The sequence below is a fragment of the Runella sp. R0.1_18 genome (assembly GCF_057652155.1).
Window position 1 is genome coordinate 182,394 of the sequence record NZ_JBYFCK010000005.1, and the last position, 19,646, is coordinate 202,039.

At 43.6% G+C, this 19,646-nt stretch carries 13 protein-coding genes; 6 read left to right on the plus strand and 7 right to left on the minus strand.

Annotated elements, in window-relative coordinates:
- Positions 1-78 precede the first annotated feature (78 nt).
- Together AC23P2_RS11150 and AC23P2_RS11155 are read right to left on the minus strand one after the other, a co-directional pair.
- A complete protein-coding gene (locus tag AC23P2_RS11150) occupies positions 79-831 on the minus strand; it encodes a LytR/AlgR family response regulator transcription factor (RefSeq protein ID WP_487773264.1) in 753 nt (250 codons plus the stop codon).
- On the minus strand, positions 828-2,897 hold the full coding sequence (locus tag AC23P2_RS11155; protein WP_487773265.1) for a tetratricopeptide repeat-containing sensor histidine kinase: 2,070 nt from the start codon (positions 2,895-2,897) through the stop codon (positions 828-830). Before AC23P2_RS11155 ends, AC23P2_RS11150 begins: the two co-directional genes overlap by 4 nt.
- A 353-nt stretch (positions 2,898-3,250) precedes the next feature.
- On the opposite strand from AC23P2_RS11155, the gene AC23P2_RS11160 reads away from it, so the two are divergent.
- Positions 3,251-6,583: a VCBS repeat-containing protein gene (locus tag AC23P2_RS11160; protein ID WP_487773266.1), complete on the plus strand. Its 3,333-nt coding sequence runs from the start codon at positions 3,251-3,253 to the stop codon at positions 6,581-6,583.
- 48 nt (positions 6,584-6,631) lie between these two features.
- On the plus strand, positions 6,632-8,134 hold the full coding sequence (locus AC23P2_RS11165; protein ID WP_487773267.1) for a sulfatase family protein: 1,503 nt from the start codon (positions 6,632-6,634) through the stop codon (positions 8,132-8,134).
- A 175-nt stretch (positions 8,135-8,309) separates the two neighbouring features.
- Here the strand turns inward: AC23P2_RS11165 and AC23P2_RS11170 are convergent, their stop codons facing one another.
- The 3 genes from AC23P2_RS11170 to AC23P2_RS11180 form a co-directional block, all read right to left on the minus strand.
- The gene (locus AC23P2_RS11170; RefSeq protein WP_487773268.1) at positions 8,310-8,690 is read right to left on the minus strand and encodes a hypothetical protein; all 381 of its coding nucleotides are present in this window, start codon (positions 8,688-8,690) and stop codon (positions 8,310-8,312) included.
- On the minus strand, positions 8,687-9,913 hold the full coding sequence (locus AC23P2_RS11175; protein WP_487773269.1) for a serine hydrolase domain-containing protein: 1,227 nt from the start codon (positions 9,911-9,913) through the stop codon (positions 8,687-8,689). The genes AC23P2_RS11170 and AC23P2_RS11175 overlap by 4 nt, the downstream gene beginning before the upstream one ends.
- Positions 9,914-9,994: 81 nt before the next feature.
- On the minus strand, positions 9,995-11,401 hold the full coding sequence (locus AC23P2_RS11180; protein WP_487773270.1) for a glycine-rich domain-containing protein: 1,407 nt from the start codon (positions 11,399-11,401) through the stop codon (positions 9,995-9,997).
- Between the two features lie 212 nt (positions 11,402-11,613).
- On the opposite strand from AC23P2_RS11180, the gene AC23P2_RS11185 reads away from it, so the two are divergent.
- From AC23P2_RS11185 to AC23P2_RS11200, 4 genes are all read left to right on the plus strand, one after another.
- Positions 11,614-12,768 (plus strand): hypothetical protein, encoded by a 1,155-nt coding sequence (locus AC23P2_RS11185; RefSeq protein WP_487773271.1) that lies wholly within the window; start codon positions 11,614-11,616, stop codon positions 12,766-12,768.
- Between the two features lie 160 nt (positions 12,769-12,928).
- Positions 12,929-15,331, plus strand: coding sequence for a TonB-dependent receptor (locus tag AC23P2_RS11190; protein ID WP_487773272.1), 2,403 nt, complete (start codon positions 12,929-12,931; stop codon positions 15,329-15,331).
- 234 nt (positions 15,332-15,565) lie between these two features.
- Positions 15,566-16,807: a hypothetical protein gene (locus AC23P2_RS11195; RefSeq protein WP_487773273.1), complete on the plus strand. Its 1,242-nt coding sequence runs from the start codon at positions 15,566-15,568 to the stop codon at positions 16,805-16,807.
- 191 nt (positions 16,808-16,998) lie between these two features.
- Complete coding sequence (locus AC23P2_RS11200) at positions 16,999-18,441, plus strand: ATP-binding protein (protein WP_487773274.1); 1,443 nt, start codon at positions 16,999-17,001, stop codon at positions 18,439-18,441.
- 325 nt (positions 18,442-18,766) lie between these two features.
- Here AC23P2_RS11200 and AC23P2_RS11205 read toward each other — a convergent pair whose 3' ends face one another.
- Together AC23P2_RS11205 and rpsJ are read right to left on the minus strand one after the other, a co-directional pair.
- Positions 18,767-19,195: a hypothetical protein gene (locus AC23P2_RS11205; protein ID WP_487773275.1), complete on the minus strand. Its 429-nt coding sequence runs from the start codon at positions 19,193-19,195 to the stop codon at positions 18,767-18,769.
- Positions 19,196-19,323: 128 nt separating this feature from the next.
- Positions 19,324-19,629 (minus strand): 30S ribosomal protein S10, encoded by a 306-nt coding sequence (gene rpsJ / locus AC23P2_RS11210; RefSeq protein ID WP_028522456.1) that lies wholly within the window; start codon positions 19,627-19,629, stop codon positions 19,324-19,326.
- Between the last annotated feature and the right edge of the window lie 17 nt (positions 19,630-19,646).

Consider the following 19,646-nt stretch of genomic DNA (forward strand, 5'->3'; position numbering starts at 1 on the left):
GAAGTCGAATCGGGTAGATTGATAGTCGCGGCCTACTGCTCAGTAAGTGGTCATAAAAAACCAACAACTGTTTGGGTTTTATTGTAAAAATCGGCTCATCGCATTGAGTAACGCCTCTTTTCGGCGAACTGCCACTGGAACAGTATGGCCCCCAAGCATGATGAGTTGCCCACCGTCCGTTTTATCAAATTTTTTAATTTGATTGAGGTTAACTATGTACGAATGGTGCGAACGGATAAAGTAGGCCGTTTCTAGCAGTTTTTCGTATTCGCCAAGGTTTTTTGACACTAAAATTTCTTGGTCGTCGATGAGTCTAAATGCTGTGTAACTTCCTTCCGCTCGACAATAAACGATGTCTGAGAGAGTGACCACATAAATGGTGTCGGCATCCCGCAGCACCATTTTACGGTTTTGGTGAGTGAGTTTTTCTAGGTTTTCGCGTAAAATTTCAAGCTGAAGGTGCGTTTGGTTAAATTGAAGTTGTTGTTTTGCTCGATGAATAGCCTCTTGAAAGTCGTCAGGATCAATAGGTTTTAGTAAATAATCTAAGGCTGAAAGTCGAAACGCTTCTACTGCAAATTCGTTGTGAGCCGATACCAGCACCACTTGAAACGGGCGCGCAGGCATTGCTTTGAGCAAATCAAGGCCTGTGCCGTCGCCTAGCATTACATCCAAAAAAACAATATCGACGGCATGAGTGCGTAGCCATTTTTGTGCTTCGTACAACGAGCCTGCTTCCCCGACAATTTGTATTTCTGGGAAAAACTGTTCAATTAATTGCCGCAAGCCGCGACGGTGTACTTCTTCGTCGTCAATCAGAAAACAATTCATACTTCAATCAGGGGTAGGAGAAACAGCACTTGGGTGCCAATGACTTGTTCGTGTTCGAGAATATCTTCTACGGTAAAATCTATTTTGCCACGTACCTGTTTATTCAAAATCGCAATACGCTCTTTGGTAATTTGGGTAGCCAACGACTGTTTTTCGGCTTCTGGTGTAAGGGTCGCGGCTTTTTGTCGGCCTATTCCGTTATCCCTAATAATCAGTCGAATCCCTGCGCCATATTTTTGAAAGGTGACCTCAATTTTACCTTTTTGTGCCAACGTACGGATGCCGTGTTCGAGGGCATTTTCCAAAAAAGGTTGGGCTAACATGGGAGGAACGCCCCACTCTTCCGCCAACACGCCCTCTTCTAGCCTTATTTCATAGTCAAACTGATTCCCAAATCTGATTTTTTGAATTTCGAGGTAGTTTTGGACCATGGATACTTCTTCCGCTATCGCAATGAATTCTACTCGACTGGTTTCCAGCACTGAACGCATCAATTTGGCAAATTTTGATAAATAAGAAACCGCTTGCATAGGCTCCTTTTTTTCTAACAAATACGTCTGAATGGATGACAATACATTGAAAAAAAAGTGAGGGTTGATTTGGGTACGTAATAATTTTTGGTTGATGTCTAGTACTTGATTTTGTTTCTTGAGAATTTGATGACGGGCATAAAAAGCTGTTAACAACACCAATCCAAACAAGGTAACTCCCGAAAGCGCAAACCAAAGGTTACGCTCTTGCAACTCCAACGTTTGAATTTGATTCTGACGGTTCAACTCTCTGATTTCGTATTCTTTACGCTCAGTTTCGTACTTTACTTGAAGTTCGTGGATTTTTGATAAGCTCTTTTCGTTTAAAATACTGTCTTGCATTTTGGCTTTTTGCCGCTGATAAACCAGCGCCTTCGCAAAATCGTTTTGCTTTTCGTAGCTTTTGGTGAGGGTATTGTACAGTTTGCTCAGCACCTCTCGGTCATTCAGTTCTTCGGCCAAAACAATGGCTTCTTGGGCGGTTTTTTGCGCCTCAGGAATACGATCCAACTGTAAATAAATACGGGCTAGATTCGACATGGCATTGAGTCGTGGCCTTTTGGCTTTGAGCTTATCGGCATAGTCAATACTTTGAAGAAAATACGCCTCCGCCTCTTTGTATTTATTCCGCATTGACTCAATACTCCCTAGGTTGTTTAGGCGGTTTGAGGCACCCAAATAATCTTTCATTTGATAGGCAATATCCAGGGCACGTTTGTTCATTTTGAGGGCTTCGTCGTACTGATTGGTAAACGTGTAGTACGTCCCTAAGTTGCTCAAACACACTGCTATGTACGGAATTCGATTGAGTTTTTCGGCGTACATCAACGCTTCTCGGTAGTAAAACTCACATTTATCCAATTGCTTCGTTTTACTGTAAATATTACCGTACCCTTGAGCGGCTAAGTAATGGAGTTCATCCGACTGGCTTTCACGCGCTACTTTTTCCACTTCGTGAATAGCTTCCAGCGACTTTTCGTAATCGTTTTCGGCTCCGTAGCTGATCGAAATGTTATTGTACATCGCGGCCCGAAACCGCGCATAACGCTTGGGTTCGCGGGTTTTGTTGTATAACTCATTGTATTTCAGGGCTTCAAAATAATAAGCGCGCTCTTTGGCAGGTTTGCCATGATACGATTGATAAATGCCTAAAGCGTGGTTGACTTTCAGGAGCCCTTTGGTATCATTCGTTTTGGTAAAATACTGGAGACTACGCGTTTGTAACCTGAGTGAGCTGTCGGGAAGGGTGCGTACGAGGGAGGAGGCCAAGTAATGTTCTAGCCATGCTTTTGTTTCGTCTTCAGTAATGGTAGGCAGCAATGGAACGCCCCATTGAATGTATTTACGAACCGAATCGCTCTGATTCATGGCGCTAAATACATCGCACAACTGCACCAACGCCTCGCCACGGGCATTGGAGGTGACGTTGGCATAAAACTTTTGAAGTAATGCCTTGGGTTCTTCGACGGTTTGCCCCCATAGGTAAGCATGGGAAACACTTAAAATAACGAGTAGGGTAATTTTCCGAAAAAGCATAAGTTTTATACCGTTGATGTTGAATTTTACCTTTTCAGGAAGAAACCCACAGACGATAAAAGTAAGATGTTAAAACCAAGAAGTCAAACTAATTTTTCAAAGTAGTAGTGTCATCCATTTTTCAAATTAACGCTAGTAGAAGCCGTTAAACTCCCTTTTTTTTACAACTGTCGTTTTTTTATAAACAACTGTTTGTTTTTTGAAAACAACTGTAACAAAACAACCCTTCAAAAACTCAAAAATATTGGTTATTAGGCCATTGCGAACAAGCGTCAGGTTTTTAATCCATAACGAGGCAATGTAGATTTAGACCATTAACCTGATTTGTAATCGCCTTAAATCTAGTTTTTCCAATGTTTTTACGCTCCCTTATCCCTGTTTGCTGGATACTACTGTTTGTAATAGGATGCCAGTCGTCCGAAACGACCCACTCTTCGACAAACTCTCTTTTCACGCTTTTATCTCCTCAAGAAAGCGGGCTCTATTTTATTAACGAAGTGAACGAGAATGAAAAAATCAATATTCTCACCTATGAGTACCTGTACAATGGCGGAGGGGTGGCCATTGGGGATATCAACAATGATGGTTTACCAGATGTATTTATGACGGGTAACCTCTTTGGGGGAAGGCTGTTCCTAAACAAAGGAAATATGAAATTTGAACAAATTTCGGAGAAAGCCAACGTCTTTTATGGAGGATTTACGACGGGAGTGACCATGGTTGACATCAATCAAGATGGCTGGCTCGACATCTATTTGTGTCGCTCGTTAGACCTGCATCCTGAAAATAGGGCCAACTTACTGCTCATCAATAATCGCGACAATACCTTTACCGAACGAGCAAAGGAATACGGATTGGCTGACACAGGTTATTCTAATCATGCCAATTTTTTTGACTATGACCGAGACGGCGATTTGGATTTGTTTTTGCTCAATCACCGCGTCGATTTTGAATCGGCTTTGACGCTTTACACTACTACGAATGCATCGGGGAAGAAAACGTTAGTGGCACCCCAAACTAACCTTGCGACCCATAGCAAACTCTACCGAAACAATGGAAACGGCTCTTTTACAGACGTATCAAAAAAAGCGGGGATTGCGCAGAGCACTTTTGGGTTGAGCTGCTCGGTAGCCGACATCAACCGCGACGGCTGGCCCGACATTTACGTGGCTAACGACTACGGTGACAAAGATTTCTTTTATATCAACAACCAAAAAGGTGGTTTTTCGGACGAGCTCAACCGTATGTTTAGGCACATTAGTAAAAATGCGATGGGAAACGATATCGCCGATTTTAACAACGACGGCTGGCTCGATCTCATGAATTTAGACATGGTAGCCGAAGACAACTACCGTCAAAAACAACTCAAAGGCAACAGCCCTTATGATAAATACTTCTTAGCCGTGGGGCTGGGACTACACCACCAAGTAGTACGCAACACGCTTCAGCTCAACAATGGCCTTAATGCAAACGGCCTCCCCGAATTTAGCGAAATTGCGCAGCTCGCGGGCGTATCGCACACCGATTGGAGCTGGTCGCCTCTTTTTGCTGATTTTGACAACGACGGCTGGAAAGACCTTTTCGTGACCAACGGCTACGCGCGAGATGTCGCTGATTTGGATTATTTTCGATACCATTCGGTGGAAGCCCTGCAAAAAGCAGGAAACGCAAAAAAAATCAACCCGCTGGAGTTATTAAAACTGATGACAAGCACGCCACTAACCAATTATGCCTTTCGTAATACCCATGGTTTGCGTTTTGAAAATAAGTCGGCAGAGTGGGGAATCAACCTCCCCTCGTTTTCCAATGGCGCTGCTTATGCCGACTTAGATGCAGATGGCGACTTAGATTTAGTGATAAATAATTACAACAGTGAGGCTTTTTTGTACCAAAACAACAGTCGTTTGCACAACAAAAATCACTATTTACAAGTGAAGTTACACGGTACGCCGCTGAATCCAACGGGGATTGGCGCTCAAGTAACGTTAGTCACCGACGAAGGCCAACAAACTCAGCTAGTAGCATCTACCCGCGGATTTTTATCTTCTACCAGTACGCCCCTTCACTTTGGTTTAGGGACAACAACCGCAATCAAAGAACTGAAAGTTACGTGGCCAGATGGAACCACACAAAACATTTCAAAACCGCCCGTGGACCAATTGGTGGTCCTAGCACAGAAAGAGGCCCAACCTGCCATCTCTCGCAGTTTCTCTCCAAAATTTATTTTTAAGAAAGCATCTTTAACACCGCTTGATACCTATACGCACCTCGAAAACAACTACATAGATTTTAAAGATGAACCCTTGCTGGAGCATCTTTATTCCAATAAAGGCCCCTATACGGCACAGGCCGATGTAAATCAAGATGGACTGGAGGATCTCTTTATTGGAGGGGCGGCAGGGCAATCGGGCACGCTTTTTCTACAACAACAAAAAGGCAGTTTTAAAAAATCGGTACAACCTGCGTTTGAAAAAGATGCGGCCTACGAAGATGCAGGGGCGCTGTTTTTTGACGCCGACGGCGATAAAGACCTGGATTTGTGGGTCAATAGTGGAGGCTATCAACAGGAGCGTTCTTCGCCACTTTACCGCCATCGTCTTTATCTCAACGATGGGAAAGGACAGTTCGCGCTCGTTCCGCAGCCGTTTGTTTCTAATGCTACTTGCGTGAAGGCACAAGACTTAGATTTGGACGGTGACCAAGACCTTTTCATTGGTGGGGGAGTTACGCCTCATTCGTATCCATTATTTGAAAAAAGCTTTCTACTCCTTAATGACCAAGGGAGTTTTCGCGATGCGTCTCACTTACTGCCCAATGGTGGTAAATTAGGCATTGTCAACGATGCGCTTTGGGCCGATTTGGATCACGACCGTTTTCCTGATTTAGTGATTGTAGGAGAATGGATGCCCATTACGATGCTCAAAAATTCGTCGCGCCAATTTTTAGATATTACTTCCAAAGCGCAGTTGGCTCAATCGAGTGGATGGTGGAATTGCATCGAAGGTGCTGATTTTGACCAAGATGGCGACGTTGACTTTGTAGTAGGCAATCGAGGGGAGAATTCATTTTTCAAGGCAACCCCCGCTCAGCCTGCGCGTTTGTACGCGGGAGATTATGACCAGAATGGTCGTTTGGATGCCATTCCGTGTTACTACTTTAAAGATGGGCGTGCGTATCCCAAACACAGTTTGGATGAGTTGGCAAACCAAGTTCCGTTGATTAAAAAGAAAATGACTCGGTACGCCACGTATTCTAAGGCGAGTATCGAGGATATTATTGGCGCCAAAGAAGCCAATGCGGCTGAAAAGCGGTTTGCGCATACTTTTTCCAGTTCTTACCTCCAAAACAATGGAAACCTGACGTTTGGACTCACTCCTCTTCCCGTTGAAGCGCAGTTTTCGACCGTGCAAAGTATGTTGGTAGGTGATTTTAATGCCGATAAACACCCCGATGTGCTGCTTTGTGGAAATGACCACGGGAGTGACGTAGATTCTGGGCGGCAAGATGCATCGCTAGGATTGCTTTTGTTGGGTAATGGAAAAGGACACTTTACGTCTGTTCCTGCCCATCGTTCTGGACTATACCTCGAAGGGGATTATCGCCGAGTTATTAGGTTGAAAGTAGTAGAAAACCCGTTTTTTTATTTTTTTCTAAAAAACAATGGACGGGGCGAGATAATGCAGTAAGCTGAACTATTTTTGCCTCCTCCTAAACCTAGTTATCCCAACCTTTTTATGAGAAAAATTTTCTGGTCTTTTGTCTTATTTAGCTTCTCTTTATTGGCGCATAGCCAAACCTCCAAACCCAACGTCATTATCATTTATGCTGACGACCTCGGCTATGGAGATGTAAGTTGCTACGGTGCAAAAAAAGTCGCTACGCCTAACATCGACCGATTGGCTAAAAAAGGAATTCGCTTTACCAACGCCCATACCACCGCCGCTACCTGTACTCCTTCGCGCTACTCGTTACTCACGGGGGAATACGCGTGGCGAAAACCTGGCACGGGCGTAGCGACGGGCGATGCGGCAGCGTTGATTTTACCAGGACGCAGCACCTTGCCGTTGGTATTCCAACAAGCAGGCTACCAAACGGGGGTTGTTGGAAAATGGCATTTGGGGCTAGGGCCGCAAGGAGGGCCCAACTGGAATGGTGAGGTGAAACCTAGCCCATTGGACATTGGTTTTGATGAATCGTTTATCATGGCGGCTACGGGCGACCGCGTGCCCTGTGTGTATGTCGATAATCGGCGCGTTGTTAACCTCGACCCCAACGACCCCATCAAGGTGAGCTTTAAAGAGCCTATCGGAAACGAACCGACAGGGCGTGCCAATCCCGAATTGCTCAAAATGAAACATTCGCACGGGCATGATTTTACCATCGTCAACGGAATTGGGCGCATTGGCTACATGACGGGAGGGAAAAGCGCCCGTTGGAAAGACGAAGACATGGCCGATATTTTTACCCAAAAAGCCGTTTCATTCATCGAAAACCACGCGAAGCAACCGTTTTTTCTCTATTTCGCTACCCAAGACATCCACGTTCCTCGTGTACCACATGAGCGCTTCGCAGGGAAAAGTGGCATGGGGCCACGGGGTGATGTAATTCTACAGTTGGACTGGGCAGTTGGTAAAGTGTTGGAAACGCTCGACCGTCTGGGACTTACCCAAAATACGCTGATTGTGTTTTCGAGCGACAATGGCCCCGTGGTGGACGATGGCTACCAAGACCAAGCCGTCGAACTACTCAATGGACACACGCCCGCTGGGCCGCTGCGGGGTGGAAAATACAGCGCTTTTGATGCAGGAACACGCGTACCGTTTATTGTAAGTTGGCCGCAAAAAATCAAGGCGGGGGTTTCGCCTGCGTTGGTGAGCCAAATCGACTTGCTGGCTTCGTTTGCCAGTTTGACAGGACAAACGTTTGACGCTACTACCGCCCCCGACACGCGCGATTACCTGTCGACTCTTTTGGGAAAAGACAAGAAAGGGCGCGACCACGTGATTGAGCACGCGGGGACGTTCTCGGTCATTCAAGGGGACTGGAAGTACATCGAACCAAGCAATCGCGCAAAAATGAGCGTTGAAACCAATACCGAACTAGGAAATGACCCCAAACCGCAATTGTACGATTTAAAAAGGGATTTGGGAGAAAAAAACAACCTAGCCAAAACCAACCCTGCAAAGCTGAAAGAGTTGGAAGCCTTACTCAAAAGCGTGAAAGATCTGAAAAAATAACCCCGCTCGCCGCTCGCCCCGAATTCCGATTCGGGGCGAAACACAGCATCGCGTCTCTGACGCAGTTACTATTACTCCGCTCGCCCCGAACTCCGATTCGGGGCGAAACACAGCATCGCGTCTCTGACGCGGTTACTATTAGATAACTATGAACGAGCAGAATGCCCGTATAAGATTATTTTCGTACAACTCTCTGGCTATTTTCCTCTCCTTTTTTCCATACAAAATAACCCTTCCCATACTCTATTATTTTGTATGCTTCTTCGTTGATCAGTAGCGTACTGTCTGTTTTATTAAACATCCATTCAAAATTACTCAGGCGGCCATCTGCACTTACCACAAGGCCATTGGGTGACGTCATTTTTCCGCTTCCATTTTCATCAAAAATGAGCTTATGTATTATCGTCATAGTAGGCGAGAAAGCATTGCTTCGTTCCCAATTCCCAATAAAATAGCTCGATTCAAGCTCTTGGTACTTGAAGTTGTCTTGACAACCGACCAATAATCCAACAAACAGCACAAAACTGAGGTTGAGGCGTTTTCTAAAATTTTTCATGGTTTAAAAGGTGTGTTTACTGCGGCTTTAAATACTGCGTCTCGAATTGGATTTGGATTGAAATAGTCTCGGGTAGCTTGTAAACCCATGTTTTGACGGTTGATGAGAATAATGACCGAGAGTTTTTTTTCAGGAATTACCGAAATGCTCGTGCCCGTAAAACCCGTATGACCAAACGTGCCCGTTGGACCGTTTTTCATAAAGGAGTTGATTGGATCCATCATCCAGCCTAATCCGTTCTTAAAGTTATCTTGGGTCAAGAAAAGCGTTACGGTTTTTTCCGAAATAAACGATTTGCCTCTTGCTTTCCCCTTGTTTTTGAGCATATCCACCAATTTTTGAAGGTCATCCACGGTCGAGAACAACCCCGCCGCCCCCGAAATCCCTTCATTGGCGTACCATGCATTGCCGTCGTTTACTTCACCTTGTAATACGTACTGCCGCCAGCCATTCCAGCTTTTCGGGTCAAGGTCTTTGACCACAAAACCCAAAGATGGGTCTTCCACCATTCGTTTTTCGTAGGGGTTCCCTAACGATGTAGCTGCGATGAGATTTGCCTTTTTATCGGGTTTATAGGTCGTTTTGGTCATTTTAAGCGGGGCAAAAATTTCCGTTTTGAGATATACCTCCAACGATTTCCCCGACACTTTTTCAATAATTTCGCCCAAAATCGTGAAGCCCAAATCCGAATAATGACGGCCTTCTCCCACGGGGTATTTCAATGGTAGTTGTTTGATAAACGCATAAGTCGTGGCGCGTTGTTGCGAAAAATAGTACAACGGATACCACTCGTACATCCCCGACGTATGCGTCAACAAATGACGAAGGGTAATTTTGGCTTTTTCACCTTCGTCTAAGCCTTTGACATACTTTGAAGCTGGGTCGTCCACGTTGAGTTTTCCTTCGTCGTGTAGCTTCATCATTGCGGTCGTTGTCCCAACCACTTTGGTCAACGACGCAATATCAAACAAGTGGTTGACCGTCATCGTTTCGGGATGCTCCGATACCGAGCCGTCAAATTCCTTCAATTTTGCGTATCCAAATGCTTTTTTGAGCAAAAGCTTATTTCCCTTTTTAATGGCCACGACCGCCCCAGGAATCTTATTTTCTGCGATGTATTTCTCCACAACAGCACTCACCTCACTGTCCAATACTTGAGAGGTATTCTTTTGCGCAAAAACAATTTGAACAGCGAACAGAAACAGAAAAAAGGCGGGTTTCATTGAATCAGCAATCAAGGTGTTAAAAAAGCGTTTGCACGAAGATACGTCGAATTGAAGTGTTTGTAAAAACTTATTTCTCTACTAACTCCCCCCACAGCCTCCACAACCACCGCAACCCCCTCCACAACCGCCGCCACCACCATTGCCGCTACTACCACACCCTGCCCCTCCTTCTCCTCCACTGGTATTTTTAGACGTATTGATAGCTACAGCCCCTCCCAACCAGCCTACCCCATCGTCCGATTTGGGAGCATTGCTAAACACCCGCTGTATAGTTTGGTCGTTGCCCAAACTATACGAAGCATCAAACAGTAAAAAAGTTAAGGCTCCTGCTGTGATGTACCCTTCCCAGTCGTTGGCTTGGTACGTTCTTTTTGTCTCATTGTCTATCAATGGCAATTGCCCTAGCACAATCCAAACCAGTACATAAATAATCAGCATTAATAGCAAAAAAATCACGGGCTTGCCGTTGAGTAATCCCTGCGCCATGCGTGCCAGTCCCAGCATGATTACCCACCATTGAAACAAGCTAACCGCCGTATCTTTGGCAAGTTCATTTCTCAACGCGATGGCTTTTTTCGATATTGTTTCTGCAAACGGATACAAAAACGCCCTCAAAAGCCCCGCTGGTAGTTCCTTTTGGTCTTGGGCTTGCAACGAGTACATCATCGGTTGCTGCACCTGTGTATCCCACCCAAATTTCCCTTCGTCTTGGTAACGAATCCAGCCCCTTTCGGCAAAATCGGCCACAAGGGTTCTGAACAAAGTTTCGGTGTCTTTAAACAAGGCTGCAAAATGATAGGGGTGTAACTGCCGCGTAGCCTCCTTTACGACTCGTTTTTTATACTGAATTTTGTGGTAAGTTCCCCACCAAGCCCAGGCCATCAAAAGGGGAAAAGTCAATAAAAAGTGCGGCCCCGACAGCATAAACATCCCGAGCGAACATAGCCCAATAACCGCCGCTCCGACGGGCCAGTACTGATGTCCTTCCCACAGCGGCGTCATCTGCAAAGTTGGCGTTCGGAAAGGTGAAGTCGGGGCTAAGTGATTTTCGAGTTCTAACCCTTTGGGCAAAGGCCAACAATCGGCAGGGGGCAGTTCTTGAAATTCTTTGACGTAGGTAATTAAAGTAGCAGCGTACCAGTCACGGTGGCGTTGATTTTCAGAAGCACCTCCTTTATTGGGATAGTGGTGAAGTTGTCGTTGGAGTACTTCTCCGCAGAGTTTTTGCCAGTAGCTTTGCGTGTAGGTCAGGTGTAAATGCCAGACTTCATCGACGATCTCCGAAGGCGACGCTCCTTGGGGCATCGTAAGACAGAGGTACAAAAACTTTTTATACTCGGCCATCGCCCGTTTGGCAAACTCAGGTGACCATCTTTGTTCTTTGATTAACTTATCAGAAAACTGCACAGCAGCCTCTGGAGAATCGTCTAATTGAAAATCGCTCAATTTTTGCCAGAGCGAGGGTTGGGAAAGTTGGGGGTTCATCGGGTAAGAGTTCGGTTTATGTTTATGGCCGAAAATTGGGCGTTTTCCTACCTCAAAGTCAAGGGTAACTGCTAGTGGCTTGCTCTGTAAGGGGTAGTTACAGCGGGATTACACAGCTTTTTCTAAAAAAAAGATAACTTGCACGACTCAGACAGAGTTAACGCACAAAACGGTCTGACTATCGTCTGACCATTGTACAACACTTTACAACCATGAACATTGAAGTAGCCCGCCCTTTGTTTGAAAAGCTTTGGAACCAAGTACTAGAACGATATTTTCAAGAAGAACTGGGCTTGCCCTATACCGATTTCCGAACTCCTCCGCACTCCATGAATCAGGTGCTAGGGAACGCCAATTGGTCGAAAAGTAGCCATTACGAAAAACAACAAAAACGACAGCTTCCCGCTTTTGTTGGCAACGCCACCCACCAAAAAAGCCTCGAACTGCACGAAAAAGGCATTGGCCCCGAAACCTATAAATTTGGCGGCAGCACTTTCCGTGATCGCCATGATGACCTCCTAAAATCGACAAAAGCATTTATTGGCACCACCGACCACTTTATGCTGGCCTTGGTGCGTACCCTTGGGTACGCGACCCTCGATGCGTACCGACAAGCCAATGGTTTTGAGCCCACCACCGTCCGCACAAATATCAACAAGCCTTCCATCGAATCTTCTCCGTCGGAAGAAACCAAAGTCGTCCAATCTTCTGAACAACGCTGGAAAATAGCTACAGTTATTGCCTGTACTGGTTTACTGGCCATGACCGCTTGGAATTTATTTTTCACGGGGCAAAATACAGCGGGCAAAATCATTCGCTCGGTGGCCGATACGTCCACCCTTGCCAAAGGTATTGTAGGGAATTGGTACAGTTACAACCGCAACTATGAAGCGCGTGGCAAAAATGATGGTTATACGTTCAACCGCATTGCATGGCAAATTTCGGTGGACAATCATGGATATTTAGCGATAAAACGTTATTGGAAAGCCATTGAATTTGATGGTTGGACGGAGTTTATCGGCGGTACTTTCCCTCAGCTTCACTTTTTTGTGAATGTTTATCAAAACGGTAGTGGCTACAAAAACCCCGTTGGTTATCGACATTTTAATTGTGGAATTTGGGGCGAAAACGCCGATTGGATGCACGCCGACACCCTAAGTTGTATCTGTACCTCTTATAATTTCAGTGACAGTCATTTGGGGGAACCTCTGGCCAGTCGCGAAATCCTTATTCGGCAAGCGACAACCTCTTTTGATTCTCTAAAAGCAGGTGCGCAAAGCCTTACGCCCTCTCAAGCTCCTTGGCTTGAGCGTTTTTTGCCAAAAGACGAGAGTTATTTGTTTCAAAAGCCGAAGAAAAACCTCTAAACAAATCGCAATTCGGAACAACCCACTGGGACAGACTTTCCAAGTTTCAAAAACTTGGAAAGTCCTTTGTAGGATTTTTGGCTACAACAAAAGTCCTTTTGGCTAAAAAGGCCATTTTGATTCATCTGACCTTTGTGAAGTTAATTTAAACAAAGGAAAAATGAACTTGAAAAAACAGCTCCACATTTCAATTAAAGCCTTTTTTGTTAGTTTAATCAGTATATCGGCTTTTGCCCAAACTACTGGAAAATTGAAGGGTAAAATCATTGATCAAATTACCAAACAGCCAATCATCGGTGCCAATATATTGTTGGCCAGTACTTCGTTAGGTGCAGCCACGGACACTTCAGGAGTTTTTGAAGTAAACAAAATTCCTGCGGGAAATTATTCGGTTACGATTTCATCGGTAGGTTACCAAACCAGAAAAATTACCGATATCGTTATCAATCCAAATAAGACCTACTATTCTGAATTTGAACTTTTGGAAGAAACCAACAAACTCCAAGAAGTGAGCGTAAGGATGTACAAAGGAGAAGTGAATCCACTTACGCCTGTGTCCACCTTTTCGATGTCCAGAGAGGAAATTTTTAGAAATCCAGGTGCACAGGGCGATATTATGAGGGCTTTGGCCATATTGCCTGGCGTTACGAGTAGCGGTTCACAATTTTCGGCGATTGCGGCCCGTGGGCAGGGCACCCAAGACAATATATACATGGTGGACGATATGCCCATGTTTACGCTTGCACACTTAGAGGCGGAAGGTTTTAACTCAGGCTTTAATGACCCAAATGGCGGCCGTTTTAGCATATTTGCCCCTAAAATCATTGATAACGTTACTTTTCAAAACGGTGGTTTTGATGCAACCAATGGCCGTAGATCATCTTCTTATTTGAACCTTGGTATCAAAGAAGGAAACAAAGCCTCTTGGTCATTTAGTGGACAATTTGATTTGTTAGGAGCGACCCTAGTGGCAGATGGCCCTTTAAGTAAGAAAACCAGTGTGTTTGCCTCTGCCCGTTACCAAAACTTTGCCGCCTTAACCAATCTGCTGAATGTGAGCAGTGTAGGAGCCATCTCTTTTGGAGATTATCTCATCAAAACTACCACCGAACTCTCTAAAAAAAATAAATTGTCTTTCATCGTCATGGTTAACCCCGAACGTCCTTACCGAAACATTGATGATGTCAGTTCGGGGGTAAATATCAACGAAGATAACAGCGCAGGAACTCTTTTGTTCAACCACAAGGGCAACAAAACATTGGTAGGACTCAATCTTAGAACCCTCCTAAGTAGTAGTAGTTACTGGAAAAATGTACTATACTATCGCTCCTCAACAGTCGATAATAACTTTGGAAGGTACACACCATCGCTTGATGCGGAGGGAAACATAATTGACCCCAAATTTGGACATTTTGAAAATGACTTACGGCATATCACCAACAACCAGCAAGAAATCGGATATCGAAGCATTTACACAAAACGCTACAATAAACTTACCCTTACAGCTGGTGTGGATGCCATGGTGGTGAATCTCGAATACGAAAGGCGCCTAAAACGTACCGATACACTTTTTACTTTCCGTAGTACAGACATACGACCTAATCCGAACCAATATTACCAAATAGTAGTACCTTCATTATTTAATACCGCATACAACAACAGCGCCTTTAATGGAGCTGGCTACGTGTCACTTTCTTGGCAGTTGACCGACAAAATAACCCTAAATCCAGGGGTGCGGTTGGATTATTTTGGATTTAATGAAGCCACCCATATTTCGCCAAGAATAAGTGGAAGTATCGCATTAGATGAAAAACAAAGCATCAACTTTGCCTCTGGGCTCTACTTTCAAGATATAGCCTACTCTGATGTAGCCAGCCAAGCCATTGGAAATAAACTCAAAAACGAAGAAGCATTCCACAACATACTAGGGTACAAAATTCAATTTTCGCCCGATTTAAAGTTTGTCGCGGAAGGATGGCATAAGCAGTTTTTTTACATGGTAGTACAGCCTAATCGCGCTCAAAGTCAATTAAACAACGATGGTGATGGCTACGCTTACGGCGCCGATTTTAATTTAATCAAAAGGTTGTCTCGCAAGTACTTTGGCCAAATCGGCTATTCATACATGGTAAGTAAAAGAAATGACAACAACGGGCAAGGCGAATACGACTATACATTTAGCGTACCACATACTTTTACCGCATTGGCCAGTTACAAACCTAGTGATAAGTGGTTGTTTTCGGCAAAGTTTCGATACAGTACAGGCCGACCTACGGATGCGTATATCGTCCACGAAAATGTATTGAATAACCTCAAAAAACCAACCTATTCCCAAGAAATCACGGCTATCAACGGAAAAAGGCTTCCTGATTATATGGCCTTAGACGTGAGAGTAGATTATTACAAACAAATGAGGTCAGGCACGTTCTCGGCATTTCTTGACTTAGCCAATTTTAACCAACGCTTCAATGTAGCCAATGAGATTTTTGTGCCACAGACGGGTAAAGTATTCAACATTGGCTTGGGGGTGTTTCCAACTTTTGGGGTAAGATTTGAAATTTAAGCAGTCTGAATGAACCTTTCCAAGTTTTATACTTTCGCCTATCGGCAACTTGGAAAGGCTTCAAAAATAATTTTGAGATTTTGTTTGGATGGTAGATTGTAAAAGTACTTACTTTGTAAAACAAAGTACTTTTACTTATTTCAATCGCAGTCATTTTTTAAACCAATCAAAACTCACTTATCATGGCACCAATCAATTGGTACTTTGTGGAACTAATCTTCATCTAGCTCTCCTATGAAAGACCTCATCACGGCCCATATCAACGAGCCACAGCAGCTTGAGAAGCTGTACCGCTCCAATAAAGCACTGTTCAAACGTGCTTTTAGCTCCGTTTATCCCGAGCTTAAAGGCAACACGATTGCCAACGTTTGGCACGAGCGCTTGAGTTACGACAGCGACGATATTCAATGGGGCACAAGCCAAGACCTCGCCTTGGTGGTGGGGGCATCTTTGGTGGCGGGTCTCACTGCCAAACTCCCCGCTTTTACTCAACTCAACGAAGAGTTTTTTTATACCCGCAACATCGGATTTATCATTTTTCCACTCCTGACCGCTTATTTTGGTTGGAAAAACAAAGTTTCGACGAAGACCATAGCGTTACTTGCAGGAGCATTTGTAGTGGCAGCTATCTTTATCAATAGTCTTCCCAACCAACCCACAAGCGATACCCTGACGCTCTCCTGCATTCACCTTGTTTTGTTTTCGTGGTCTATTCTCGGATTTTCTTTTGTGGGCAGTTCCAACAACTCCGAAAAACGACTGGGTTACCTCAAATACAACGGGGATTTGGTGGTGATGACCACGCTGATTGTCATTTCGGGCGGCATATTAAGTGCGATTACCGTCGGCCTGTTTTCGTTGATAAATCTTGACATCAGTAAATTTTATTTTGAAAATATCGGTGTTTTCGGACTTGCGGCAGCGCCTTTGGTGGGGACTTACCTTACCCAAACCAATCCGCAGTTGGTGGGTAAAGTATCGCCCGTTATTGCCAAAATTTTCAGTCCGTTGGTGTTGGTAATGCTAGTGATTTACCTCGGCGCAATTGTTTTTTCGGGCAAAGACCCGTACAACAACCGTGAGTTTTTGATGGTATTCAATGCCCTGCTTATTGGGGTGATGGCACTTATTTTCTTTTCGATTGCCGAAACCTCCAAAACTTCCCACCACCGTGCCCAAGTGTGGGTGTTGTTTCTGCTCTCGGCGCTGACAATTGTGGTCAACGGCGTGGCACTTTCGGCCATCTTGTTCCGAATTTCCGAATGGGGCATCACCCCCAACCGTACGGCAGTATTGGGCGGGAACTTACTGATTTTAGTGAATTTGCTGCTCGTGATGATACAGCTCTCGAAAGTGCTAAGCCGTAAAGCTTCTCTCGCCGACGTAGGAAGAACAATTGCGATTTATTTACCTATTTACAGCCTCTGGACCATCGTCGTTACGTTCTTATTCCCGTTTTTGTTTGGGTTTAAGTAAATACGACGGGTCATACATTGCAAATGAGCATGGGCTTTTGGGTTCATGCTCGTTTTGTTTTATTACTTATTTTGGGCTTGGTGCATTAGATAGAAAAGTAGGAGAGCAATGAAGTTATTTTAAGATAAATGGCAAAATAAGTAGATTTTACTATTCTTATTTTTACTATTTTTGTCAAAATAAGAAATTTTATGCAAAATTCAAGCCTTATTCCTACCGAAAAAATAGTGGAGCGGCTACGGTACGAAAATCCTTGGTGGATCAACAAAAGAATACCAGAAGTGTACAGTTCCATGGCAAAACGGCTATACTTTACTCTTTTTTACCCGTATGTAGTCGAAAAAAATGTCCGTAGGGCTTTGGTCCTGATGGGGCCAAGGCGGGTAGGCAAAACGGTTATGCTATTTCATAGCATACAGCAATTATTGAGTGAAGAGATAAACCCACAAAAAATCTTCTTCGTAGGCATAGACAATCCTATTTACCTACATCTAAGTTTAGAAGACATTTTAGACCTTTGTAAAAAATCGCTTCACCTAAGCAACTTGGACGGCTGCTATGTTTTCTTTGACGAAATCCAATACCTCAAAGATTGGGAACGTCATTTGAAAGTGTTGGTTGATTCGTTTCCTGAAACCAAATTTATTGTATCAGGGTCGGCTGCGGCTGCCCTAAAATGGCACAGTACCGAGAGTGGAGCAGGCCGATTTACCGATTTTATGTTGCCCCCCCTTACTTTTCAAGAGTACATTCATCTAAAAAAAATGGCCCATCTTATGTACGATGGCCATGTTGTGTATGGTGGAAATCAAGTACCTTATTGCCTTACGCATGACATAAAGGTGCTCAATAGGGAGTTTATCCATTATTTGAATTTTGGAGGCTACCCCGAAGTAGTTTTGTCCGAAAAAATACAAAGCGACATGGGAAGGTACGTAAAAAACGATATTGTAGATAAAGTACTCTTGCGAGACTTACCGAGTCTGTACGGTATCAAAGATGTACAAGAACTAAACCGTTTTTTTACTTACATTGCCTATAACACGGGGAATGAATTTTCGTACGAAAGGATGAGCAAAGAAAGTGGCATACAGAAAGATACACTTAAAAAATACTTGGAATACCTAGAGGCGGCCTTTCTTGTCAAAGTGCTCAACAAGGTGGATGTCAATGCAAAAAGATTACAAAGAGTGACAAGTTTTAAGGTGTATTTAACCAACCCTTCGCTAAGAACGGCACTATTTTCACCTATTTCTGAAACCGACCACGAAATAGGAAATATGGTGGAGACCGCCGTGTTAGCGCAGTGGATGCACCGTGAAAAGCTCGATTTGACCTACGCTCACTGGAGAGAAGGTAAGACGGAGGGTGAAGTGGACTTAGTGTTGGTAGATGACAAAAAATACAAACCTGTGTGGGGGGTCGAAATAAAATGGAGTAATCGTTATTTTGAACGCCCCCAAGAACTAAAAAGCTTAATTCAGTTTTGTAAAGCCAATTTCTTCAAAAAAGCGTTGGTAACTTCGATTGACCAAACAGGGGTAAAAATGATAGATGAGCTTTCGTTATCATTTGTACCTGCTTCTGTTTATAGTTATAATATTGGTGACATAACGCTCAAAATGAAACAATGAATGCTATCTATCTTTTAATCAAGTTTATTCAGTATGTTATAATAAACAGCTCATTAGCATGAAAAAATTGGTGGTCAACAACCTTATAATTTTCAGTTAATGTAAGCGGTGATTTTAAAATAATAGAGGGAAAAGGTTCAAATGTAATTTTGTAATCTCCTTTCTCTTTCAACATAAAATCAAGGTTCCAAAAAACTGTCTGCCGTTGGCCTGCTTTTAGAAAATAGAAGTTCAGGGATGAATCAAACCAAGGTACCTCTTTTTAAAATTTACTAATTCTTGGGTAGTGAGTCCATCTCCCATTTTCTGGGAAAACGTATCTTGATCAAAAGTATCCTAGTATCGAAAAAAGGTCTAAAGATAGGTTAGTTTTAGAGTTATAATCTACGCCAAAATAATCAACCAATAAACGATGATGTTTTAGCAGGTATTCTTGCGTTCTTTTTTGCTGTTTTTGAAGCAAAATCTGAGGGTGAACGATTAATTCATAGTCTCCATTTTTATTCTTACGGTAGAAATTTATTTGCTTTTCGTAATTAACGCCTGAAATAGGAATAGCTATGTTTTTCAATGATTGATTCACTAACTCAACAATTAATCCAAGTTCGGGCTTAATATTTTTAGAGGTATCTACCCTATTTTTATGAACTACTTGCAACGTCACTTTTACTCCATCTACTTTTGGGCAAAAAACAGGTGAAACTGTAAGGCATAATCCCCAAAATAGAAATCTAAAAACAAAGATTTGAGCCATAAGTTGAGTTAAACGTATAAGAGTTTCTTTTAGGAACAAGGCTATCTATTAAAAAAGCAAAGAATAACCCAAAAACAACAAAAGCCGACCCTTTGCAGGGTCGGCTTTTTATTTGAAACCAAATGTCATTAAACTTTAATTTCGACATCAACACCACTTGGCAATTCAAGCTTCATCAATGCATCTACTGTTTTAGCGCTTGACGAGTGAATGTCGATAAGGCGCTTGTAAGTGCAAAGTTGGAACTGCTCGCGTGATTTTTTGTTTACGTGAGGTGAACGCAATACTGTGTAGATTTGCTTCTCTGTTGGCAATGGAATAGGTCCGCTTACCACAGCTCCCGTTGATTTTACCGCTTTCACGATACGATCGGCCGATTTGTCCACCAAGTTGTGGTCAAATGACTTCAATTTGATACGAATCTTCTGGTTCATTATAATTGGTTGGCTCT